This window comes from Paraburkholderia acidiphila (assembly GCF_009789655.1).
GTDB classification, from domain to species: Bacteria; Pseudomonadota; Gammaproteobacteria; order Burkholderiales; family Burkholderiaceae; genus Paraburkholderia; species Paraburkholderia acidiphila.
Window position 1 is genome coordinate 545,197 of the sequence record NZ_CP046912.1, and the last position, 21,560, is coordinate 566,756.

Annotated in this window: 21 protein-coding genes; 11 read left to right on the forward strand and 10 right to left on the reverse strand. The window is 59.8% G+C overall.

What is annotated here, in order from left to right; translation table 11 throughout:
• Together lon and FAZ97_RS32665 are read right to left on the reverse strand one after the other, a co-directional pair.
• Positions 1–2,388, reverse strand: coding sequence for an endopeptidase La (gene lon, locus FAZ97_RS32660; protein WP_158762901.1), 2,388 nt, complete (start codon positions 2,386–2,388; stop codon positions 1–3).
• 33 nt (positions 2,389–2,421) lie between these two features.
• A complete protein-coding gene (locus FAZ97_RS32665) occupies positions 2,422–2,826 on the reverse strand; it encodes an Hsp20/alpha crystallin family protein (protein ID WP_233272007.1) in 405 nt (134 codons plus the stop codon).
• Positions 2,827–3,030: 204 nt separating this feature from the next.
• On the opposite strand from FAZ97_RS32665, the gene FAZ97_RS32670 reads away from it, so the two are divergent.
• Positions 3,031–4,065: a Dyp-type peroxidase gene (locus tag FAZ97_RS32670; protein ID WP_233272008.1), complete on the forward strand. Its 1,035-nt coding sequence runs from the start codon at positions 3,031–3,033 to the stop codon at positions 4,063–4,065.
• A 47-nt stretch (positions 4,066–4,112) separates the two neighbouring features.
• Here the strand turns inward: FAZ97_RS32670 and FAZ97_RS32675 are convergent, their stop codons facing one another.
• The 3 genes from FAZ97_RS32675 to FAZ97_RS32685 all read right to left on the reverse strand — a co-directional run bounded on the left by FAZ97_RS32675 (position 4,113) and on the right by FAZ97_RS32685 (position 7,152).
• Complete coding sequence (locus FAZ97_RS32675) at positions 4,113–4,487, reverse strand: TraR/DksA family transcriptional regulator (RefSeq protein ID WP_158762902.1); 375 nt, start codon at positions 4,485–4,487, stop codon at positions 4,113–4,115.
• A gap of 37 nt (positions 4,488–4,524) precedes the next feature.
• On the reverse strand, positions 4,525–5,166 hold the full coding sequence (locus tag FAZ97_RS32680) for a MarC family protein (RefSeq protein ID WP_158762903.1): 642 nt from the start codon (positions 5,164–5,166) through the stop codon (positions 4,525–4,527).
• A 561-nt stretch (positions 5,167–5,727) separates the two neighbouring features.
• On the reverse strand, positions 5,728–7,152 hold the full coding sequence (locus FAZ97_RS32685; RefSeq protein ID WP_158762904.1) for an aminotransferase-like domain-containing protein: 1,425 nt from the start codon (positions 7,150–7,152) through the stop codon (positions 5,728–5,730).
• A gap of 198 nt (positions 7,153–7,350) precedes the next feature.
• Between FAZ97_RS32685 and FAZ97_RS32690 the strand changes: the two genes are divergently transcribed.
• The 7 genes from FAZ97_RS32690 to FAZ97_RS32720 all read left to right on the forward strand — a co-directional run bounded on the left by FAZ97_RS32690 (position 7,351) and on the right by FAZ97_RS32720 (position 15,499).
• Positions 7,351–8,112: a molybdopterin-binding domain-containing protein gene (locus FAZ97_RS32690; protein WP_158762905.1), complete on the forward strand. Its 762-nt coding sequence runs from the start codon at positions 7,351–7,353 to the stop codon at positions 8,110–8,112.
• 317 nt (positions 8,113–8,429) lie between these two features.
• The gene (locus FAZ97_RS32695; protein ID WP_158762906.1) at positions 8,430–10,706 is read left to right on the forward strand and encodes an FdhF/YdeP family oxidoreductase; all 2,277 of its coding nucleotides are present in this window, start codon (positions 8,430–8,432) and stop codon (positions 10,704–10,706) included.
• Between the two features lie 98 nt (positions 10,707–10,804).
• On the forward strand, positions 10,805–12,193 hold the full coding sequence (locus FAZ97_RS32700) for a cytochrome ubiquinol oxidase subunit I (RefSeq protein ID WP_158762907.1): 1,389 nt from the start codon (positions 10,805–10,807) through the stop codon (positions 12,191–12,193).
• Positions 12,194–12,197: 4 nt separating this feature from the next.
• Positions 12,198–13,205, forward strand: a complete 1,008-nt coding sequence (gene cydB / locus FAZ97_RS32705; RefSeq protein WP_158762908.1) for a cytochrome d ubiquinol oxidase subunit II — start codon at positions 12,198–12,200, stop codon at positions 13,203–13,205.
• A 128-nt stretch (positions 13,206–13,333) separates the two neighbouring features.
• On the forward strand, positions 13,334–14,245 hold the full coding sequence (locus tag FAZ97_RS32710; RefSeq protein WP_158763367.1) for a bestrophin family protein: 912 nt from the start codon (positions 13,334–13,336) through the stop codon (positions 14,243–14,245).
• Positions 14,246–14,555: 310 nt separating this feature from the next.
• Positions 14,556–15,011, forward strand: a complete 456-nt coding sequence (locus FAZ97_RS32715; protein WP_158762909.1) for a DUF1269 domain-containing protein — start codon at positions 14,556–14,558, stop codon at positions 15,009–15,011.
• 62 nt (positions 15,012–15,073) lie between these two features.
• Positions 15,074–15,499 carry a TOBE domain-containing protein gene (locus tag FAZ97_RS32720; RefSeq protein ID WP_158762910.1) on the forward strand — a complete coding sequence of 142 codons (426 nt, stop codon included), beginning with the start codon at positions 15,074–15,076 and terminating at the stop codon, positions 15,497–15,499.
• 39 nt (positions 15,500–15,538) lie between these two features.
• On the opposite strand, the gene FAZ97_RS32725 is transcribed toward FAZ97_RS32720, so the two are convergent.
• Positions 15,539–15,994, reverse strand: a complete 456-nt coding sequence (locus tag FAZ97_RS32725) for a DUF1269 domain-containing protein (protein ID WP_158762911.1) — start codon at positions 15,992–15,994, stop codon at positions 15,539–15,541.
• Positions 15,995–16,062: 68 nt separating this feature from the next.
• Positions 16,063–17,598, reverse strand: a complete 1,536-nt coding sequence (locus FAZ97_RS32730; RefSeq protein ID WP_158762912.1) for an FAD-dependent oxidoreductase — start codon at positions 17,596–17,598, stop codon at positions 16,063–16,065.
• Positions 17,599–18,027: 429 nt separating this feature from the next.
• Here FAZ97_RS32730 and FAZ97_RS32735 point away from each other — a divergent pair, with 429 nt between their 5' ends.
• The 3 genes from FAZ97_RS32735 (at position 18,028) to FAZ97_RS32745 (ending at position 19,792) form a co-directional block, all read left to right on the forward strand.
• Positions 18,028–18,930, forward strand: coding sequence for a LysR family transcriptional regulator (locus FAZ97_RS32735; RefSeq protein WP_158763368.1), 903 nt, complete (start codon positions 18,028–18,030; stop codon positions 18,928–18,930).
• 79 nt (positions 18,931–19,009) lie between these two features.
• A complete protein-coding gene (locus FAZ97_RS32740; protein WP_158762913.1) occupies positions 19,010–19,465 on the forward strand; it encodes a DUF1269 domain-containing protein in 456 nt (151 codons plus the stop codon).
• 66 nt (positions 19,466–19,531) lie between these two features.
• Positions 19,532–19,792 carry a hypothetical protein gene (locus tag FAZ97_RS32745; RefSeq protein WP_233271937.1) on the forward strand — a complete coding sequence of 87 codons (261 nt, stop codon included), beginning with the start codon at positions 19,532–19,534 and terminating at the stop codon, positions 19,790–19,792.
• A gap of 57 nt (positions 19,793–19,849) precedes the next feature.
• Here FAZ97_RS32745 and FAZ97_RS32750 read toward each other — a convergent pair whose 3' ends face one another.
• Genes FAZ97_RS32750 through FAZ97_RS32760 form a run of 3 tightly spaced genes read right to left on the reverse strand, consistent with a single transcriptional unit; the run spans position 19,850 to position 21,243 of the window.
• The gene (locus FAZ97_RS32750) at positions 19,850–20,185 is read right to left on the reverse strand and encodes a DUF6566 family protein (RefSeq protein ID WP_158762914.1); all 336 of its coding nucleotides are present in this window, start codon (positions 20,183–20,185) and stop codon (positions 19,850–19,852) included.
• A 19-nt stretch (positions 20,186–20,204) separates the two neighbouring features.
• A complete protein-coding gene (locus tag FAZ97_RS32755; protein ID WP_158762915.1) occupies positions 20,205–20,681 on the reverse strand; it encodes a hypothetical protein in 477 nt (158 codons plus the stop codon).
• A gap of 49 nt (positions 20,682–20,730) precedes the next feature.
• A complete protein-coding gene (locus FAZ97_RS32760) occupies positions 20,731–21,243 on the reverse strand; it encodes a DUF6911 family protein (protein ID WP_158762916.1) in 513 nt (170 codons plus the stop codon).
• Between the last annotated feature and the right edge of the window lie 317 nt (positions 21,244–21,560).

The window sequence follows — 21,560 nt, forward strand, 5'->3', positions numbered from 1 at the left end:
TTACGTTCTGGCCTCGATCAGCTCGCGCATGGCGTCGTCGACCGTTTCCAGCAGCACAAAGTGCAACTGGCTTCGCGCATCGGCGGGGATGTCTTCCAGGTCCGCGGCGTTTCGGGCAGGTAGCAAAACCGTATGGATACCCGCGCGCAGCGCCGCAAGTACTTTTTCCTTGATACCGCCTACCGGCAGGACGACGCCGCGCAGGCTGATCTCGCCCGTCACCGCGCAGTCGCTGCGCACGGGTTGTCCCATCATGAGAGACGCGATCGCAATGAAGAGCGCCACGCCAGCACTGGGACCGTCCTTGGGTACCGCTCCAGCCGGCACGTGAACATGAATGTCACGCTTGTCGAAGCTCGCACCATCGATCTTCAGCACTTCGCTCTTCGACTTCACCAAGGTCAGCGCGGCCTGGGCGCTCTCCTTCATGACGTTTCCCAATTGCCCGGTCAGCACCAGCCTGCCTGCGCCCGGTGTACTGCTGGCTTCAATGAAGAGCAATTCGCCGCCAACGGGTGTCCATGCCAGCCCGGTCACCACACCCGGCAAACTCGTGCGCATGGCCACCTCGCGCTCGAAGCGATGGTGTCCGAGTATCGACGTCAAGCGGTCGGCGTCGATGCGTTCACGCGTGGACGGACTCTCCGCAACGCGCAACGCCACATACCGAAACACTGCGCCGATCTTCCGCTCCAGGCTGCGAACCCCTGCTTCACGCGTGTAGTCGCGAATGATGGACCTCAGGGCTCCGTCGGTCAGCTCGCACCGGTCGGCAGTGAGTCCGCACTCTTTTAACTGGCGCGGAACCAGGAAGCGCTGGGCGATCTGAAACTTCTCGGCCTCGGTGTATCCGGGCAGATCCAGAAACTCGAGGCGGTCTCTCAGCGGCCCGGGAATGCTTTCAAGCTGATTGGCCGTGGCCACGAATACGACAGCGGACAGGTCGAACGGCACCCCAAGGTAATTGTCCCGGAACGAGGCATTCTGCTCAGGATCCAGAACCTCGAGCATCGCCGCGGCCGGATCGCCATGCACCCCATGACCTAGCTTGTCGAGTTCGTCCAGCAGCATGACGCAATTGCGCGCACCCGCCTTGCGGATGGCCTGAACGATATTGCCCGGCATCGCTCCGATATACGTTCTTCGATGGCCACGAATTTCCGATTCATCATGAACGCCGCCCAGGCTGACGCGCACGAAGGGGCGCTCCAACGCGCGTGCGATGCTCTGCCCCAGCGATGTTTTGCCCACGCCCGGCGGCCCGAGAAAGCAGAGAATCGGCGCCTTGCCGAGTGGATTGAGCTTCTTTACGCCTAGATATTCGAGGATGCGGTGCTTGACCTTGTCCACACCAAAGTGCGCATCGTCGAGGATTCGCCTCGCCTGCGCGATGTCGATGGGCGCTTCGGGCGCCAGCACCCAAGGCAGTTCAGTGAGCCATTCCAGATAACTGACCGTGATTGAGTATTCGGAGGATGCCTCAGGCGTGCGTTCCAGCCGGGCGAGTTCCTTGCGAGCGTGCGTCTCGACATCCGGCGGCATATGGGCAGCGGCAATGGCATCGCCCAGCTTGCGGGCCTCTTCCCCGGCTTCCCCCGTTTCGCCGAGTTCGCGCTGAATTGTCTGCAGTTGCTCGCGCAACATCATTTCACGCTGACGCTTGTCGAGTCGCCCGCGCGTTTGCTCATCGATATCGTGCGACAGGCGCAGCACTTCGATTCGTCCAGCGACGGCGTCCAGCACTTTGTCCAGCCGCTTGCAGACATCGAGCGTTGCGAGGATGTCCTGTTTGCGCTCCGGGGGAATATCGAGCAAGCCGGCCACGGTATCGGCGAGCAGCCCCGGCGCCTCGATCGCGTCCAGTGCCTTCACGAGCTCCGCCCCGGCATTCGGAAGCAGTCCTATCATTTCCCCTGCGCGTTGCCTCAGGACTAATGCGCGCGCGTCGATTGCCGAATTGCCTTGCGCGCTGTCGGGCAGCATGTCCACCCGGGCGGCCCGGAACCCGAGACCCTCCACGGGTGCGATCAGGCGGAAGCGCTCCACACCCTGGCATATCAGGTGGTGCGCGCCGTCGTCGGGACTCGTGACATAGCGCAGCACGTTTGCCAACGTGCCTATCGAGTTCAGGCCATCGAAGGGCGGGTCCTGCTCCTGCGGATCGCGTTGCAGCACAATGCCAAGAGGCTGCTGGCGCCTGACGGCTGCCTGCACGTCTTCCTTGGCCTGCCCACGTGCCGCCGTCAGGGGGATCACCATGCCCGGAAACAGCACCGCATTGCGGACCGGCAGCAGGATCAGGCTGTCCTTGGGCACGGCTGGCGTCGGAGCGGCTTGCGTGTCCGGCGGCGCGGAATCAGGGGCATCACTTTCGCTGTCCGTGCTCATCTTCGTTCCTCGATGCGCCGGTGCGCACTGGGTTCAATCCAGCCTCTCGAAGTCCAGCGACAGGCAACCGTGTTCCGCGTCACGCCGCACCAGGCGATAGCGGCCAGCCGGAAGCTGGATGCGCCGCTCGAAGTGGCCATAGGGAATTTCGAGGCAATGGACCGTTCCTCCCGCCAGGGCGCGCGGCAATGCCCTCTCGGCAGCCACGACCAGCGTGCTGCCTTCGAGATTCAAGTTCACCAGATCGGGCGCCACGCCAGGTAACGCCACGACGATCGCGAGCAAACCATCATGCTCGAAGACTTCAACAGGCGGCTCCCATACCGGCACCCGCTCATGCTGGCCTGCAAGCCGGAAAAATTGCCGATGCAGGCGCGCGGCGCGCTCGAGCGCTTCGATGGCGGCGTCCCACATGATTGTGTGGCGGGTGATTGACACGTGCGGCTCCCAGCCTGTCCGGTCGGCCCAATGCGGGCCGTCCATCCATCAAAGGCGATTGGCGCGTGCCTGTCAAGGCAACGGACCCATCGCCATTCTTTAACTATCAGAAACAGGAAACGAAAGAAATACGCCTTCTTCCGATGCATAACATCGGAAAAGCGATGTCGAATCCGGAAATGAATAAATCGCTTCGGTGCTATCGTGAAAGTGCTGGAAGCAGACGTACTGCGCTTTTCAACTATGCTCACCGCGCCGCAGGAGGCGCCCTTGAACTCGCCAACTTCGCCAAACGCATCCGCGCAAGCGGCAGCCACCGAACCGCAATCGATCGACGCTCCCCTCTCTGCGGCCGCAGCTTTTCTTGTGCTCGTCGTCAAGGACGACGACGCGTCCATCGCCGTCGCTCAATCGGTCGTGGCCAGCACCGATGATCTCGTCAAGGACGTCCGGATCCGAGCCAATGGCGGCCTCCTCACCTGTAACGTGGGGATCTCACATCGCGCGTGGGGGCCGCTTACCGGAAAGCCGCTGCCGAAGGAACTCAAACCGTTCCAGGAAGTGCGGGGCGCGACGCACACCGCAGTCGCGACTGCGGGCGATCTGCTTTATCACATACGCGCGGCATCGATGGATGTCGTCGTCGAATTTGAAAGAATTCTCCTTGAAGCCTTGGGTGCCGCGGTCGATGTCGTTGACGATGTCGCGGGATTCCGCTATTTCGACGGACGCGATCTGCTGGAATTCGTCGACGGCACCGCGAATCCCGACGGCCTGGATCTGCCCGCCGCGACGATCGTTGCAGAGGAGGACCCGGATTATGCGGGCGGCAGCTACGTCGTGACTCAGAAATATTTGCACGACATGGCCGCCTGGCGCGCACAAAGCTTGCAGACGCAAGAAGCCATCATCGGCCGAAGAAAATTCGACAATGTGGAATTGCCGGACGCGACGGCGGGCCAGAAGTCACATAAGACGCTCTGCACGATCGAAGACGCGGACGGGGAGCACGACATCCTGCGCGACAACATGCCATTCGCCGCGCCGGGGCGTGGCGAGTATGGCACGTATTTCATTGGCTATTCGCGCCATCTATGGGTGATCGAAAAAATGCTCGAGCGCATGTTTATCGGCGATCCGCCTCCGCTTCACGACCGGATTCTCGACTTCTCAAAGGCTGCGACCGGCGTGACGTTCTTCGCCCCGGCGCGAAAGTTTCTAGGCAGCCTTGCAGGGTGATCCCGGGCATTTTCCCTTCGCGTTATGCAGCGTGAAAAGCGGGCCAGTCACCGGCCGGCCTCGCGCTCGCTTTCCTCCTGCACCGTGAGGATTGCCTCGGGCAATATCTTCAGACGTTCAATGGGAATAGGATCGCCGCTTTTGTCGGAATATCCATAAGTGCCTTCGGCGATTTTTTCGAGCGCACGCTGGATGTCGGCGATTCTATGATCGTTCACGTTGCGCAGCGCCTGATTGGCGACGTCCTGCTCGATTCTCTGGGCATCGTCCTCGGCTTCCCTTGCCTCCTCGCCGGTCTCCTCTTCCTGATTGCGCTCTGCCGCAATCGTCCCTTCTTCGCCGCCGAGCACCTCGCGCTGCATCGCCAGCAAGCGCTGACGCTGACTCTCGATGAACGCTTCGCTCAATATCTGATCCGTCATGTCGATTCTCCCAAAGACCCATCGATGACACTGCGAGCTAGTGGACCAACCCTTTGAAGATCGCCGTCAAGCTTGCGACCATCATTTCGACCGCGATGGCTGCAAGTATCATACCCATCAAGCGACTGGCAATCGCCATCACCTTGACGGACAGAAAGCGCCCGAGGTATGGCGCGGAAAACAACGCGGCAGCCAGCAACGCGAGAAACACGATCAGCCCCGTAGCGAGGCTCGCGATCTCCCCGTTGGCGGCAGCAGCGTGCCCGAACACCACCAGCGTGGCGATCGTGCCAGGGCCGACAAGAAGAGGCGTCGTCAGCGGGAAGATCGCCACGTCCTGATCATAGCCGCTCTCCCCGAGTTCGCCTTGCCGCGGCGTGTGCTGGGCGCTTGACGAGCCATGCACCATATCCAGCGCGATCAGCAATACGAGCAGTCCACCCGCGAGACGAAAATCGTCGATGCTGACCCCAAACACCTTGAGAATCGCCTCGCCGAGCGTGACGGAAACGACACAACCTATCGTCACGCCGATAAAGGTTGTGGCCGCAACGGCCCGCTTCTTTCCATCGGACAGCCCTTCGGTCAACGAAAGGAACACCGGGATATTCGCGATCGGATTCATGATCGCAAAGAGTGCCGAAAAGACCTTCATTGAAAACGTGAAGTCGATGGCCATGGGGTAACCTCTTGATCGTCATCCACCCTGCGATTCCCAACGCATCCCGGTTCATGGATGCAGTAGACGCTTCAAACGTTCGCCGCCATGTTGTTATGCACGCCACTTCGCGCGAGCAGTGGGACCGCGCATCGTACGCACAGTTTATGCCACGACTGAAATAGAATTGGCCGCCGCATTTCCCGATACCTGAAATCGCTCGTTTGACGTTGACAATCTCATAACTGCTGGGTTCAATGCATATTGATCGCCCGCGTGCCGGTGCCATAATGAAACTTCGGGCGACCAACGGGAGTCAATCGTGGCGCGTAAATCAAGTGATCGGCGGCATCGTTTTCTGCACGACTTGAAGTGGATTGCCATTCTCTGGTGCGTCGGTTTCGGTGCGACCGTTCTACTCACGCTGCCATTTCACTTTCTCGTTATGGCCATGATGAAGAAGTAGTGGTGCACGCATGCACGTCTACTTCAGAGGAATCCGTCGCTCCTCTGAGCGCGCCAGACGGTCACGGCGCTTTCTATGCCCGTGGTCGGCCGCGCATCCTGGACGCCCTCCTTCATCTAGCGCGCACACGACGCCGCTAGTCTACCGACCGTGATGATCGCCTGCTCGATTTCCGGCGACCAAGGCGTGCTGTAATTGAGCCGGATGAAGTTCCGATAGCTGTCCGACACGGAAAACATATGACCGGGTCCAATCGTGATGCCGCGCGCCAGGGCGAACTGGTAAAGCTCCATCGAATCCACCTTCGCCGGCAACTCGATCCATAGCACGTACCCGCCCATCGGCGTCGACGTGCGCGTGCCTGCCGGAAAGAAGCGCGTGACCATGGACTTCATCAAATTGGCCTGCTGCGCGTAATTTTTGCGGATACGCCGCAAATGGTGCTCGTAGCCATCGCGCTCCAGGTATTCGGCAATCGCCAGTTGAGGAATCACCGAAGTCGTCAGCGTATTCAGGAACTTCAGCTTTTCGACCTCGTCGCGATAGCGTCCCGGCAACGCCCAGCCGATACGATACGCCGCGGTCAGACTCTTCGAAAACGAACCGCAGTGCAGCACCATGCCTTTCTTGTCATACGATTTCAGTGTGGTGGGATGCGAATCGCCGAAATACAGTTCGTTATAAACGCCGTTTTCGATCACCGGAATCTCGGCCTTCGCGAGCAGCTCGACGAGTTCGCGCTTGCGCTCATCGGGCATCTGAAAGCCGAGTGGATTCTGAAAATTCGGCATCACCATGCAAGCGGCAATCGGCCCTGACTCGATGATCTTCGCAAGTGCTTGCACTTCGATGCCGTACTCGGGATGCGTCGCGACTTCGATCGCCTTCATGCCCGAGCGCTCGATAGCGTGCAGCATGGCATAGAACGTGGGCGACTCCACGGCGATCACGTCGCCCGGTTTGGCGACTGCCTGCAGACACAGATTGATCGCCTCCGTCGCACCCACTGTCACGATGATCTCGTTGGGGTCCACGGCCATGCCGTTCTCGAGGTAGCGCCGGGAAATCTGGCGGATCAGTTCCGGGGTGCCCGGCGGCAGCGCATTGGTCACGCCCCAAAGCGACTTCCTGCGTCCTGCGGCCGCCGCGTAGCGGTTGAGTTTTTCGTAAGGAAAAAACTGGGGGTCGGGATACGGCGAGCCCAGCGGCACGGCGTCGTCGGTGCCAATGGAGCGCAAGGTAGACAGCACGAGGCGGCTCACGTCCACGGTTGCCGACACGGCAATCGGCCGGCTCGTGCGCAATTCATCCGACTGCGCGCCGCCTGCGCCCGCACGCACGCTCACGAAATAGCCGGACTGCGGGCGGCTCTCCAGCACGCCGCGGCTTTCCAGCAGCAAATACGCTCGAATGACCGTGGTGATGCTGATGCGGTGCTGCTGGCTGGCCTGACGCACCGACGGCACGCGGTCGCCCGGCCGGTACACGCCCTTACGAATCAGGGTCTCGATGTCGTCCGCGAGCTTTTCATAGAGTTTCACTGCCGTCTCCCCGGTGGCCGCTCACAGCACAGCGGATGCAGTGTACTGCCGTGCGCGAAACTGTACTCTAAGTTGCAGGCCGGTTCTGTGTGTCCTGGGGGTGGCCCTTAGCTCTTACGCTTGCACATGACCAGATACAGCGCCTCCCTCATGGGCAATACCCCGGGGATACGCGTGACATCCGTGGAGCGAAGCGTAATGGACAAGTCCGGGTCTAAGGAAACAAACGAGGCGTATCACCACCCCGCCGCGAGCCGGGGCGCGACGATCGGCGGCTGCGGGCCGGCTGCGTGGCACGGCGCGTTCACGCCGATCGACTTCGAAGTCGCGGACACCATCATCGTCTTTGGGCAGATTCCCGCGACCCGTCTTCCGCACATGCTCCGCGTGTTGCGCAAGGCGTCGCTGCGCGGCGCGGTCTTCGTTTCGGTGAATCTCCTGCACGGGCGCAGCCCCGCACGCTTCACGAGTCTGCAGCGTGCGGTCGAAAAGATCAGGTTCGGTAACAGCAGAATCGCACCCATGTTCATCAAAACGAAACTCGGCGGCGACTTCGCACTCATCAAGGGCGTCGCCAAACGGCTGATTGAGCTCGATGACGAAGCGCTCGCGAACGGCGCCGAGCGCGTGATCGATATCGACTTCATCAAGCGGCATACGCTCGGCTTCAGCGACTTCACAGAGGATCTGCGCGAGGAAAACTGGCCGCTTCTCGAAGCGAAGTCCGGCGTTGCGCGCGAGGACATCGAAGGCCTCGCGCGTATCTACGCAAACGCCGGGCGCGTCGTTGCGACCTGGGGTATGGACATCGCGCAGCACAAGCGTTGCGCGCAAACCGTCCACCTGCTCAATAGCTTACTGATGATGCGCGGCAACACCTGCCGCGAAGGCGCAGGCAGCAGCAAGGCGTGTTTCATCGGCTCGCGGCTGCCGTATTCAGGCTGTATGTCCGATAGCTAATATCGGCTCGCCGACAGTTCACGGCAACGCGCTGCGTCCCTAGAATGAGGTGGTGAATTTTCGCTCCACTCCAATTCGCACTTCGCATCGACAGCCTTCACGCGAATGTGCGCGTTCAAGATCAGAGATCGAAATATTCAAATAAACACAACGGGAAAATAAAAATTCAACCCTGAGAATTTAATTCTTGTCCCGAATTCGGGATTGCCTAGAATCAACCGTGACACGCTAGATAGCAATGCTCAGACCGGTGCGGTCCCGGTGGAGCGTTGCTCCGGCGTTGCGCTGCATGCGTAGAAAACCCAATGGAGTTTCCCATGACGAAACTACGTGATGTGCCCGGCGTTCATCCCTACACTGGCCCCGCTGGTGGATGGGGCGCGCTCAAAGCCACCGCACAGGCGATTCACGATCAAATGGAAAGCGTCGAGGCGCCGATTACGCTAATGCGCACCAATCAACCCGACGGCTTCGATTGTCCCGGCTGCGCGTGGCCAGACAAGGAGCATCGTTCCACCTTCCAGTTCTGCGAGAACGGTGCGAAGGCCGTGACCTGGGAAGCCACGACGAAGCGGGTGACACCGGAATTCTTCGCTGCGAACACGGTCACTTCGTTACTGCAGAAGACGGACTACGAACTCGAAGACATGGGCAGGCTCACCCATCCGCTTGTCTACGACCGCGCAAGCGACACATTTCGCGCCGTCGATTGGGAAGACGCGTTTGCACGCATCGGCGAAATCCTGCGCGCTCTCTCACCGGATCAGGTCGAGTTTTACACGTCCGGGCGAGCCTCCAACGAGGCCGCGTTTCTGTACCAGCTATTCGCGCGCGAGTATGGAACGAACAATTTCCCCGATTGTTCGAACATGTGCCACGAGCCGACCAGCGTTGGCCTGCCGCAATCGATCGGCATCGGGAAAGGGACCGTCTCGCTCGAAGATTTCGATTCGACCGAGCTGATTATTTCCATCGGCCACAACCCGGGCACGAATCATCCGCGCATGATGGGCACATTGCACGAAGCTTCGCGACGCAACGTGCCCATCATCGTGTTCAATCCACTGCGCGAGCGCGCGCTCGAGCGCTTTGCCGATCCGCAGAGCATGATTGAAATGGCGACGTTCGGCTCGACCCGCATTGCGTCCACCTACTTCCAGCTGGACGCCGGCGGCGACGCAGCCGCACTCAAGGGCGTCATGAAAGTGTTGCTGCAAATGGAGGCGGAGCAAGGCGGGGTACTCGACAAGGCGTTCATCGCGCAGCATACCGAAGGCTTCGACGCTTTCGCCGCCGATCTCGAAGCGACCTCATGGGAAGATATCGAGAAGGCCAGCGGCCTCACGCGCCCCGATCTCGAGCATGTGGCACTCGCCTACGCGAAATCGAACGCGACGATCGTCACGTACGGCATGGGCGTCACCCAGCACAACAAAGGCACCGCCAACGTGCGCCTGATTGCGGATCTACTGTTGCTGCGTGGCAATTTTGGCAAGCCCGGCGCCGGCATTTGTCCGCTGCGCGGCCATTCGAATGTGCAAGGCAATCGCACCGTTGGCATCACCGAGAAGCCGTCGAAAGCGTTCCTCAAGCTGATCGAGAACGCCTGCGGTTTCACGCCGCCGGAAGAACACGGTCACGACGCCGTGCAAGCCATGCAAGCGATGATCGACGGCAAGGCCAAGGCACTGCTCTGTCTCGGAGGCAATTTCGCGGTGGCGCTGCCCGACTCCGAGCAGTCGTTTCCCGCGATGGCTGCGCTCGACTTGAGCGTCCACATCGGCACAAAACTCAATCGTACGCACCTGCTCGTTTCGAAGGAAACCTATGTTTTTCCGTGCCTCGGCCGAACGGAACTCGACATGCAAGGCAGCGCACGCCAATCCATCACGGTGGAAGATTCGATGTCCATGGTGCATGCATCGTCCGGCAAGCTCACGCCCGCTTCCGACCAGCTTCGCTCGGAACCCGCGATCGTTGCAGGCATGGCGCGCGCCACGATGCCCAATACGAAAGTGTCGTGGATGGAACTCATCGCCGACTACGACAAGATCCGCGATCTGATCGAGCAGACGGTTCCCGGCTTCGAGGACTTCAACCGGCGCATTCGTGTTCCGGGCGGATTCCGCTTGCCGCTCCCGCCAACCGAACGGCAGTGGCACACGCCATCGGGCAAGGCCGAATTCTCCGTCTATGGGGGCGTGAGGGAAGATGCCGACGTGTTGGGCGCAGAGAATGTGCTGCGGCTAATCACGATTCGCAGCCATGATCAGTACAACACGACAATTTACGCGATGGACGACCGCTACCGCGGCGTGTTTGGCCGCCGCGACGTGCTCTTCATGAACGGAGACGACATGGCCGCGTACGGCATCGAGCACGGCGATCTGGTCGACATCGAAACGGTCACGTCGGGCCGCACGCTGCGCTTGAAGAACATCACCGCAATCGTGTATAGCATCGCGCGCGGTTCCGTAGCCGCTTATTACCCGGAAGCCAACGTGCTTGTTCCGCTCGACTATATCGACAAGGAGAGCGGAACACCCTCGTACAAGTCTGTCCCCGTGCGCGTGGCGCGCGCGGCGGGGACCTAGTCGCTTTCCATTCCGGTCGTCCGGCCGGGCGCCCCGTCTTGCCGGCCGGAAAGTCTCTGGCATGCAGATGCAGTCGTCACCAGGAGCGCAAAAGAATCATGGATATTTTCGACGCATTTCATCTCGCCAGGCTGCAGTTCGCATTTACCGTTTCGTTTCATATCGTATTTCCGGCGATCAGCATAGGCATGGCGAGTTTTCTCGCCGTGCTCGAATGGCGGCTTCTGCTCACGGGCGATGCGGCCTACAAGGACATGTACCGCTTCTGGTCCAGGATCTTTGCGGTGGGATTCGGCATGGGCGTAGTTTCAGGCGTCGTGATGGCTTACGAGTTCGGCACGAACTGGAGCGGATTCTCGACGATTGCGGGCAATATCACGGGGCCGCTGCTGACCTATGAAGTCTTGACTGCTTTCTTCCTGGAGGCGGGCTTTCTCGGCGTCATGCTGTTCGGCTGGAACCGCGTGAGCCCGAAGGCCCATTTCTTCGCCACGCTCATGGTCGCGGTCGGCACGCTCATTTCGACATTCTGGATTCTCTCGTCGAACAGCTTCATGCAAACACCGCAGGGTTATGCCATTCAGAATGGCCGCATTGTGCCGGTGGACTGGTTCAAGGTGATCTTCAATCCCTCGTTCCCGTTCCGGCTCGCGCACATGACCATCGCGGCCTTTATCGTCGCTGCGTTTATCGTGGCCGCCTGCGGCGCGTGGCATTTGCTGCAGGGGCGGCGCGACGTGCCGGTCAAGCGCAGCTTCTCGATGGCGCTGTGGATATTGCTTTTCCTCGCACCCATTCAGATTCTGGTCGGCGACGCGCACGGCCTCAATACGCGCGAGTATCAGCCGGCGAAGATCGCCGCGATTGAAGGACTCTGGGAAACCGAGCACGGCGGCACGGCGCTCAATCTGGTCGGCTTTCCGGACATGAATGCGGAAGTGACACGTTACGCGATCAGGGTACCGCATCTCGGCAGCCTGATTCTCACGCATAGCTGGAATGGCGAAATTCGCGGGCTCAAGGAGTTTCCACCGGAGGATCGACCATTTTCGCCCATCATTTTCTGGACGTTTCGCATCATGGCCGGACTCGGCATGCTCATGCTGCTGACCGCCCTGGTCGCACTCTTTCTGCGTCGCGGCGGACGACTTTATGAAGCGCGCTGGTTTCAGTGGTTCGTATTCTGCATGGGACCGTCCGGCATCCTCGCGCTGCTGGCCGGCTGGATCACCACCGAAGTGGGCAGGCAACCATGGACCGTGTATGGCATCGTGCGCACGATCGATTCGGTGTCGCCCATCGGCGCGCAGCAAGCCGGCGTTTCGTTGCTGATCTTCGTGATCGTGTATTTCCTCGTCTTCGGAACAGGCGTCTACTACATGCTCAAGATGATGAAGAAAGGACCGGCTACCGGCGTCGAAAGTGTCGAATCGCTCAAGTATCCGGGACTGCACAATCGTGCACTCGACGCAGTGGTGGGGGACTGAGGCCATGCAAATCGATCTTCCTGTGATCTGGGCCGCCATCATCGGACTCGGTGTTTTCATCTATGTCATGCTCGACGGCTTCGATCTGGGCATCGGCCTGCTATTCCCGTTCTTCGAAGGAAAAGCCGAACGTGAGGTGATGCTCAACACCGTCGCACCGGTGTGGGACGGCAATGAAACGTTCCTCGTGCTGGGCGGCGCCGGTCTATATGGCGCCTTTCCCGTGGTCTATTCGACATTGCTGCCCGCCAACTACATGCCACTGATTCTCATGGTCGTCGGCCTGATTTTCCGCGGAGCGGCCTTCGAGTTGCGCGCGAAGGCCACACGTACGCAACATGCGTGGGATCTTGCGTTTATCGGTGGTTCGGCGCTCGCCGCAATGTGCCAGGGCATCACGCTCGGATCGCTGTTGCAAGGCATCAAGATTGTCGACGACAGGTTCGCGGGCGATCCCTTCGACTGGTTCTCGCCGTTTAGTGTGTTCTGCGGTTTCGGCGTGTTGCTCACGTATGCCACACTCGGTTGCGGCTGGCTGATCCTGAAGACCGACGGCGAGCTGCAGCGCAAGATGCGCGAGGTGATGCGTCCGCTCCTTGCAGTGCTGCTCCTGGCAATCGCCATCGTCAGCCTCTGGACGGTGCTGGGCCTGCCCTCCGTGCGACAGCGCTGGTTCTTCAGCGGCAACCTCGCCTGGTTCCTGCCGGTACCCGTTCTCGTGGTGCTGTGCACGTTGGGCATCTATCGCTCGCTGAACCGCCGCCACGAAGCGATGCCCTTCCTGCTCTCGCTGGCGATCTGCTTTCTGGGCTACACCGGACTGATCATCAGCATCTGGCCGTACATTGTTCCGCCCTCGCTCACGATCTGGGACGCGTCGTCCAGCCATTCGAGCCAGCTGTTCGCCCTCGTGGGCACGGTCATCGTGCTGCCGGTCATTATCGTCTACAACGCCATGCAATATCGCGTGTTCCGGGGCAAGGTTCGCGAAGGCGACCACGGCTATCACTGAAGGGCGCGAGACCCGGCGCATGCATGGCCTGAAGGACTCCGCATGCGCCAGCGAGAATACACGAACACATCACGCACGCATTGCGAGCGAGCAACAGTACTTCAATACTTCAGATAATAAAGGCCATCATGATCGTCCGGCCACGGGAAAACTGGTTTCGGCTGCTGTTCGTCTGGAACGGATCCGTACTGTCATCAATCATTCCCCAACTGTGCTTCATGGCAGTCGTGAGTACGCTCGCGGTCTTCACACACGGGAAGGTGTTTGGAGAAAAGATTCCGCTCAACACCGCGCCCTTCACGCTGTTCGGCGTCGCCCTGGCGATCTTCCTCGCGTTTCGGAACAATGCCAGCTATGAGCGCTTCAACGAAGCGCGGCATCTCTGGGGCAATTTGCTGATCGCTTCGCGCGCGCTGACTTCGCAAATGCTTTGCTACATTCCGGAACGCGTCGATACCTTGCGCATCGCGCAGCAGACAATCGCATTCGTGTACGCAGTCAAGCATGAGTTGCGCGGCACCGATCCAACGCAGGATTTTCAGCGCCTGCTTGGACGCGAGCAGGCTCAGATGATGTGCGGCCAGATCTATCGACCAATGGCCATTCTCAACGAAATGCGACGCGAACTCTCGATCCCGCAGCATCGCATTCATACACCCGATACGAAGCTGTGGATGCTCGACGCCCAACTCGACGAGCTGGGCAAAGCATTGGGTGGCTGCGAACGCATCGCCTCGACGCCGATTCCGTTTGCCTATAACGTGCTGCTCCATCGTACCGTCTACGCCTATTGCGTCTTGCTGCCTTTTGGGCTCGTAGACTCCACTGAATTTTTTACGCCGCTACTGTGCGTTTTCATTGCCTATACGCTGATTGCGCTCGAAGCGATTGCGAGCGAAGTCGCCGATCCGTTCAGCGTTGCGCCCAACGCGCTCGCACTCGACGCAATGTCGCGCAATATTGAACGCTCCGTTCTCGAGCTGTGCGGATGCCCCGTACCCGATCCGGTTGCGCCCGTTCGTCCTTATCAGCTGACTTGAGCGGGCATCAGCGAGAATTCCCGCTGTCGTACAGGACCGCACACAGAAGAGTGACGCCGCTCAGATAGCCGATAATTTATATTGGCTGCACCACCTTTCGCCGTTGCCCCGAGCAGCGGTAATATCCGCGTCGGACCGCACCTGTGGGTGCGATCCGCATTGTCATGCAAATGCCCCCCTTATATCCCCAAGGTTCCCCGCTTTGGGGAATTTTTTGCGTGCCGATACGAAGTATTGGAAATTCATCGCACTAGATTTTCAGTCGACTACCACCTACCCTGAAGAGATTCGGAACCAGAGTTGATACGTCATGGCCAACAATCTAATCGTCGCCATTTTCAATAATGCCGCTATCGCCGAAAAAGCGTGTCAGGATTTCAAGGACTACGCAGAAAAAGGGCAAGGATTCACGATCCACAGCGGCGTCGTGGTGGAAAAGCGCACCGACGGCAAGTTGTCCGTTCTCGAGCGGCAATCGCGGTCCTTCTGGGGCACGACGATCGGCGCGGCGACAGGTGCGCTCATCGGCTCGCTGGGCGGCCCTGCCGGCTCGATTCTTGGTTTTGTCGTCGGGGCAAGCGCCGGCTTGACGGGGCATGCGCTTCGAGACCTGCTTGACAGCGAACTCGTGAATGCGATTTCGGCGAAGCTGACACCAGGCTCCGCCGCGGTCATACTCGAAGCGGACGAGCCTTCTCCCTTTGCCGTGGACAATGTCGTGAGCGGCTACGGCGGCAGCGTTCACCGCAAAGCGTATCCGGAATGACGACTCTCTCGCATGACGTTCATTCACACGCACGGCGATAACGTTCACACAGGGAGAGTGTCATGCGAACAAGCGCGCGCAATCATTTCGAAGGTCAAATCGTCGATGTCAAATCGGGGCCAGTGGACGACGAAATCACGCTTCGGACACGAGATGAACTGAACATCGTCGCGATCATCACCCGAGGCAGCGCTGAAGCGCTCGGTCTCACGAAGGGCTCGAAAGCGTTCGCTCTGGTCAAGGCTTCGTCCGTTATCGTGCTGGTGGACTACGAGAGCGGCAAGGTATCGGCCCGCAACTACATCGCCGGAAAAATCTCCGCCGTTACCAAAGGCGCCGTGAGCTCGGAGGTACAGATCACTGTGCCGAGCGGTGCGGCTATTGTCGCGATCGTGACCAACGCAAGTGTCGAGCGTCTTGCCCTTTCCATTGGCAAGAGCGCCAGCGCGATCTTCAAGGCCTCCAGCGTCATTGTCGGAATCGAATGAGGCGGAAGGCGAGCGAACGCGGGATAGCACCTTGACGCCTTATTGACTGATTGGTTTGCGGTGGACTACGCCGCGATGCGTGACCACAATTGCATTGACTGCCGTGGGCGAGACCTCGCTCGCTTCCAGGATGATTGCGACGGACCCGGGCGGAAAGTCGCGGCCGATCGCGTCGATGAATTCGTGATCGAGTATGTCGTGCAGCGCGACTCCAGCCAATCCGGCACTCGCGCCAATCGTAAAGCCGAGTATCGCGCCCGAAGGCCCACCGAGCAAACCGATCAGACTACCCGTTACAGCGCCGATTACCACGCCCCAGAACGGATTCGTCTTCGTCCCAAGCAAGCTCACTTTGCCAGCCAGATCCTTCTCCGCCATCACGCCGCTATTCACCTTGAACGCCGTATCCTCGCCTTCAAGTTTCCGGATTGCCCAGGCAGCGCCCTCGGCATCGCTGACGTTGCCAAACACCGCGACAATGAGTTCTTGCGACATCGCTACGCTCCTCAACTGAAACGCCGGATTAGCGGCGGCAGGCGCCGCTAACGACTTCCGGACACGGACTATGCATGCGAAACCGGTGTCTGTGTTTCGAATGCCAACTCTGCTCGAAGACTATCCAGATCGCGACCTACCGTCGCGACCGCGAGCCGCTTGTTGTTTCTCCAATAGGTCGCGGTACAAGCATGTGCACCCGGATCCCCGTCTATATCGACACGGTCCCAGCCTTCTGCGTGCCCCACATAATTGATCGCCACGTCGTAATGCTGGGTCCAGAAGAATGGCACCGCGGCGAAGCGCTCACGCCGCCCCAACATATTCCTCGCGGCCACCACGCCCTGGCGCTCCGCTACCACCCAATGCTCCACGCGGATGCGTTCTCCCGTCCACGGGTCCGGCCACCGCGCGATATCACCCGCGGCATACACGTCTCGCGCACTCGACTGAAGGTATTCATTGACGACGACACCGCGATCCACGTCGAGCCCCGCTTCTCGCGCCAATGCCACCTCGGGGTCAACGCCGATTCCCGTTACGACTACATCCGCGGCCAGTTCCTCTCCTGTCGTGAGCATCACGCGATTCGATTCGATTTTGCCGACCTCGCCGACATGAAAGGCCACGCGATGCGACTCGTGCAGCGTTCTGAGCATTGCGCCGAGTGACGGCCCGAGGATCCGCTCCATGGGATGCGCATCACGCATGACGACATCGACCGCTACGCCCCGTGTGCGCAAGGCAGCCGCAACCTCGAGTCCGATGAAGCCAGCACCCACCACAACACAGTGCCGCGCATTCGCGACTTGCGCAATCAATGCATCGCAATCGGAGAGCGTTCTGAGCACTGCCACGTGAGGCAGGTTTGCACCTGGTATGGTCAGACGTCGAGGGCTCGCGCCGGTCGCAATGAGCAACGCGCCGTAGCGCTTGCGCTGTCCATCAGAAAGCACGATCTCCTTGCTGTCTGGATCGAGTCGCACCACACGATGGCCACATTGAATGTCGATGCGATGCTCCGCGTAAAACTCTGGCGTGCGCAATGGGAGCCATGAGGGGTCCGCCGTTCCGGCAAGATAGTCTTTTGACAGATTGGGCCGGTCGTAGGGTCGCGAAGCGTCGGCACTCCACAGGGTCACGGGGCCTTGGTAACCCTCCCGGCGCAGCGTCTCGGCCGCCGCATTCCCAGCTGCGCCGCCGCCCACGATCGCGATCGATTCGGGAAACTGCGCGATCTTCAGCGTGGGAGGCTGCACTGCGGGCAACGCTTCCCGGACGAACGCTTTTCCGTCAATCTGCTCCACACGCCAGCACTTGAGATTGTCGAGGGCGGGCGGCCGTGTCGCCTGTCCATCGCGCAGGCAAAACGCTGCGTGGTGCCACGGACATCGTATGGTGTCGCCGACCAGCAGGCCGTCTGCCAGCGGAGCGCCATAGTGCGTGCAGGTGGCCGCGACGGCGAACAGTTCATCGCCTTTGCGGGTCAGCAACACGGGTTCGCCCTGAACGCTCCCTGTCACTACACCACCTTCAACTATTTCCTCGAGCGCCACGCCTTGCGTGAGATCGCGGCCGGAAGTCGAGGACGAGCTATTGGTCATCGCATCGCTCCTTGCTTGAATCAGTGAGACTGACCAATCCACATTACACCGGCGATCGCCAGTCTGCACGTGCGCGTCCGTCCGACGATGCGACGCGTTGACAGGCGCCGTGGAGGCGGCGCGGTCCGAAGAATCGTCTCTGCGGCGCGGGGTCGACCGATAACAGTTCGGCGCTCGCTGGAGCGTCAACTGTTATCTAAGTGCTCGCGCGGTACGCGCCGCATCAAAACTGTACTCTACTTAGCGAGTGCGATTTGTGCGCTCCGCGCATGAATGACTCCTCTTACTCTTCTTCCATCGCCACGTCGCCTCTTCGAGACGCGACGCAAGAATCGGAGTTAAGGAAATGAGAGGGATCGTATGTCAACGCCATTGCCATTTACTGAAGGACGCACCGCGAATACCGCCGGCCACGGCAAGGAACGCACGGTGAATCTGCTGGAGGCCATGCGGATTTACGTGAGAGTGGTCGAAAGAGGGAGCATCTCGGGCGCAGCAAGGGATCTCGACATCGGCCAGCCGGCCGTGAGTGAGCGCATCGAGCGGCTCGAAAAGTACCTCGGATGCCGCCTGCTGCAGCGCAACGCGCGTGCCTTCAAGTGCACGCCGGAGGGCACAATCTTTCACGAACGCAGCAAAGCGGTTTTAGGCGCCGTGGAGCAAGCCGTGGCCGAAGTGTCGAACGACGAACAGGCCGTGAAGGGCGCGATCCGTATTGCGGCGCCGCACTGCTTCGGTGAAACGCTGCTGCCCGAGGGCGTAAAGCGAATCCGTGAAAGCTATCCGCGCATCGATATCGAGCTCGTGCTCAACGACAAGGTCACCGATCTGGTAACCGAAGGCGTCGACATCTCGTTTCGTCTCGGGCAGCCAGGCGACGGTGCGTATATCGCCTGGCCGCTCGGGGCCATCGAGCGCGTGCTTGTCGCTTCGCCCGATTACCTGAAGCGCCACGATGCGATCGACGATCTGGCGGCGCTCGCGAGGCACAATCTGATTCGTGTGAAGGGTTCATTCGACGCGGACCTGTTACCCGTCTCGCGGGATGGCGCGCTCATCGACAGCGTCCCGATTCAGACGATCATCAAAACCACGCATTGGCGCCCGATGTATGAAATGGTGTTGTCAGGACTCGGCCTCGGTGTGCTCGAAGCGCCGGCCGTCAAGGACGCGCTCGAATCCGGCGACCTGGTGCGGGTGCTCCCGCAGTATGAAGTGCCTGCTCTCGCGCTGAATCTGCTTATCCAGCCGCAACGTCCCATTGCCATACGGGTCCGCAAAATCGTCGACACACTCAGGAGTTACCTCGCCGAGGTACTGTCCAATAGTTAATATCGAAATAAAGAGCGGTGACTTGAGCATCCCGATTGGCTATCTTGAGTAGTCCCGGGTGATTCGAAAAGGAGCAGACATGATTCAGGAACTCATTGTTGCAACCTTCGATAATCTCGATGTCGCGCAAAGAGCGGCGCGCGATCTGAACAATTTCGAAAAGGACGGCGATGGCTTCAAGATCGAGAGCGGCGTGATGGTGGAAAAGACCACGGACGGCAAGCTTCAGGTACTCACGCGATATACCGGGTCATACTGGGGCACCGTGATCGGCGCGGTGAGCGGCGGTCTCATCAGCCTGTTGGGCGGCCCGGCAGGCGCAATTGCAGGCGTTGTCGCAGGAGCGGGTGCCGGACTAGCCGCTCATACGCTAGAGCACGTTCTTGACAAGAAGCTGACGGGCGCGATTGAACGGGAACTGCGCCCGGGAAGCGTCGCGCTGATACTCGAAACCAGAAATGCGCCGAAGGATGAAGTCGAGAACGTCGTGCTCGGCTATGGCGGCAAGGTCTTCACCCAACCGCTATCGTGGTAGCCAGTCTGGTTGCGGCGTGATTCGCGCGCGGCAAACCTCCACCATCTGATGACGAGGTCTACTAACATGTCTGCCAACATGAACACCGCTGAAAGCTACCGCCGCTTCCAGATTGACTCAAGTGTCGTGCCACTCGCGAACCATCGGGCCGTGGCGCACGTCACGGTCACCACGACAGACGCGTCACGCATTGCCGATCTCGGAACCGACCGCTTCGCAGACGTTTCGCGCTGGGTAGAGTCGGCGAGCCCGGATCAGCTTCAGGTCATAGTCGACGAATGCAAAGTCGCAATCGATCATTACGCAGATAACGTCGACGACAGCTGACTCAAGCATCATAGGCCCGCCGCGTTTCGCATGGTTCATACGCCCTGATGGATCACGTCAGCGTGCATTCAGATCGCGAACGATCTGCTCGGCTTCCTGCGTGCATTCAAGTCTGAAAAACCAGCGCTCAGCATGCTCGCGAACGGCTACCCATGAGCGATCCCGAAGGTCATTCCTGATACGGCCGATGAATTTGCAGGCTCGCTCCTGGCCGTCACGATTGGCCTCTGCCTGCGTCGACCATTCCGGCTGCACGGTGTCCGGGCTGCAGGTAGCAAACAACCGGCCATCGCGACGGATCTCCACGTGCGCGATCCAGCCGCCCCGCTCGTTCTCGCGGGATTGCGCCGTGATCTGAAACCCGTAGCACGTCATACTCTCGGTCTGCGCCATCCATTGCCTCCATTGGCATTCAGGTTGATGGCCGTGAATCGCCCGTCGCGGACGGATGTCCGGTCGACGCGCTCCGCGTTTCCAATACCGCGCGATGGATGGCTTCCGTTAGCGCGTTGTTGACTTCAATAAGCCTGCGCATTTCGTCCTGCAGCTTCAGGAGCGTCTCGGCGTCCTTGTAGGTCTGCAATGCCTGCTTATCCGATGCCGCAGCCGCCACTTTCTGGCCGACCATGATTACGGATAGCAGTACGAGCTGCAAGAACGTCTGGGCGACCCACGCAACGAGTGTTGAAACGCCGCCCTGGATAGCCGACGGCAAGCTCACAAGCGTAATCGCTGCAAAAACGTAGGCGCACCACATTGTTCCGACGACATTCGTGATAGCGACGGCAATCCTGCCGTTCAAGCCCACATGTTCATGTGTAGTCAGATGCGCCCCGGTCTTTTTACGTTCTTCAACACGCGCACTCGCTTCGTTAACAGCTTTCATCATTGAACCCCGATCGAAAAAGCGATTTGATCCGCTGCGGACTCGGCGTGTCTCACCGTCTTTGTCCGGCCTGATTGCCGGGCATGATCTGTTCCGTTGGCAATGTGCCGAGCGCGGAAATCGCGCGAAACGCCCTTCTCACCACCGCAAAATCGCGCGTCACCGCGCGGCGCGGATATGCAGCGCCCGGCACGCCGACGAAATCGAATTCAAGACCATGCATCGAAAGTATATCGACGATCGCATTGTCGTCGCTCAACATCGTGTTGAGCATTAATACGAAGATTCCCTGCTCCGCGTAGAGCGATAGCTCGTACGGTGCTGGCATCGATACGGGAATGACGCGCAATACGACGAGGCCATCTTCTTCGCTAAAGCGTTCAATCAACCGCTCGATCGTGGTCAGGTCCGGAGCGAACACGGGATTGAGCGGCGCTTTCTTCGACCCCGCGCCCCCGACGTATCCACCGATAATGCCGTTCATGACGCCCCCCTCACCATCAATCGTGATGCCGCGTGGCACGCGGTTTGTGGACTGCCCCTCCATGACGGGGAAATCGTACATCTAAACCGCACAGTGAGATTGCCGGTTTCGTCCTGTCAATCCGATACCTGATATCGCACAGACACGAGGGTCGATCGGCAACTCGCCGATATAAAGTATCGGATGGCCAGAGGTTCACATCCGCTGAATCCGACAATAGAATTCAATCGTCAAATTGTCCCTTTTTCGCTTCCATCGCGCGCTCGTTCAATGTCTGCGGCGTGCTTGCGGGCGACGACGAACTCCATCTCGGCGAGGACCATTGCATCGGCTTTCTTGATCATCTTACGGACACTACGATCAGGCTGTACCTGCGCGAGACATTCACTTTCTGGATG

What these genes read in the sequence shown, in the direction of transcription:
- lon (WP_158762901.1), bottom strand. Translation starts at nt 2,388, where the DNA reads ATGAGCACGGACAGCGAAAGTGATGCCCCTGATTCCGCGCCGCCGGAC.
- FAZ97_RS32675 (WP_158762902.1), bottom strand. Translation starts at nt 4,487, where the DNA reads ATGACGGATCAGATATTGAGCGAAGCGTTCATCGAGAGTCAGCGTCAG.
- FAZ97_RS32680 (WP_158762903.1), bottom strand. Translation starts at nt 5,166, where the DNA reads ATGGCCATCGACTTCACGTTTTCAATGAAGGTCTTTTCGGCACTCTTT.
- FAZ97_RS32690 (WP_158762905.1), top strand. Translation starts at nt 7,351, where the DNA reads ATGGACAAGTCCGGGTCTAAGGAAACAAACGAGGCGTATCACCACCCC.
- FAZ97_RS32695 (WP_158762906.1), top strand. Translation starts at nt 8,430, where the DNA reads ATGACGAAACTACGTGATGTGCCCGGCGTTCATCCCTACACTGGCCCC.
- FAZ97_RS32700 (WP_158762907.1), top strand. Translation starts at nt 10,805, where the DNA reads ATGGATATTTTCGACGCATTTCATCTCGCCAGGCTGCAGTTCGCATTT.
- cydB (WP_158762908.1), top strand. Translation starts at nt 12,198, where the DNA reads ATGCAAATCGATCTTCCTGTGATCTGGGCCGCCATCATCGGACTCGGT.
- FAZ97_RS32710 (WP_158763367.1), top strand. Translation starts at nt 13,334, where the DNA reads ATGATCGTCCGGCCACGGGAAAACTGGTTTCGGCTGCTGTTCGTCTGG.
- FAZ97_RS32715 (WP_158762909.1), top strand. Translation starts at nt 14,556, where the DNA reads ATGGCCAACAATCTAATCGTCGCCATTTTCAATAATGCCGCTATCGCC.
- FAZ97_RS32720 (WP_158762910.1), top strand. Translation starts at nt 15,074, where the DNA reads ATGCGAACAAGCGCGCGCAATCATTTCGAAGGTCAAATCGTCGATGTC.
- FAZ97_RS32725 (WP_158762911.1), bottom strand. Translation starts at nt 15,994, where the DNA reads ATGTCGCAAGAACTCATTGTCGCGGTGTTTGGCAACGTCAGCGATGCC.
- FAZ97_RS32730 (WP_158762912.1), bottom strand. Translation starts at nt 17,598, where the DNA reads ATGACCAATAGCTCGTCCTCGACTTCCGGCCGCGATCTCACGCAAGGC.
- FAZ97_RS32740 (WP_158762913.1), top strand. Translation starts at nt 19,010, where the DNA reads ATGATTCAGGAACTCATTGTTGCAACCTTCGATAATCTCGATGTCGCG.
- FAZ97_RS32745 (WP_233271937.1), top strand. Translation starts at nt 19,532, where the DNA reads ATGTCTGCCAACATGAACACCGCTGAAAGCTACCGCCGCTTCCAGATT.
- FAZ97_RS32750 (WP_158762914.1), bottom strand. Translation starts at nt 20,185, where the DNA reads ATGGCGCAGACCGAGAGTATGACGTGCTACGGGTTTCAGATCACGGCG.
- FAZ97_RS32755 (WP_158762915.1), bottom strand. Translation starts at nt 20,681, where the DNA reads ATGATGAAAGCTGTTAACGAAGCGAGTGCGCGTGTTGAAGAACGTAAA.
- FAZ97_RS32760 (WP_158762916.1), bottom strand. Translation starts at nt 21,243, where the DNA reads ATGTACGATTTCCCCGTCATGGAGGGGCAGTCCACAAACCGCGTGCCA.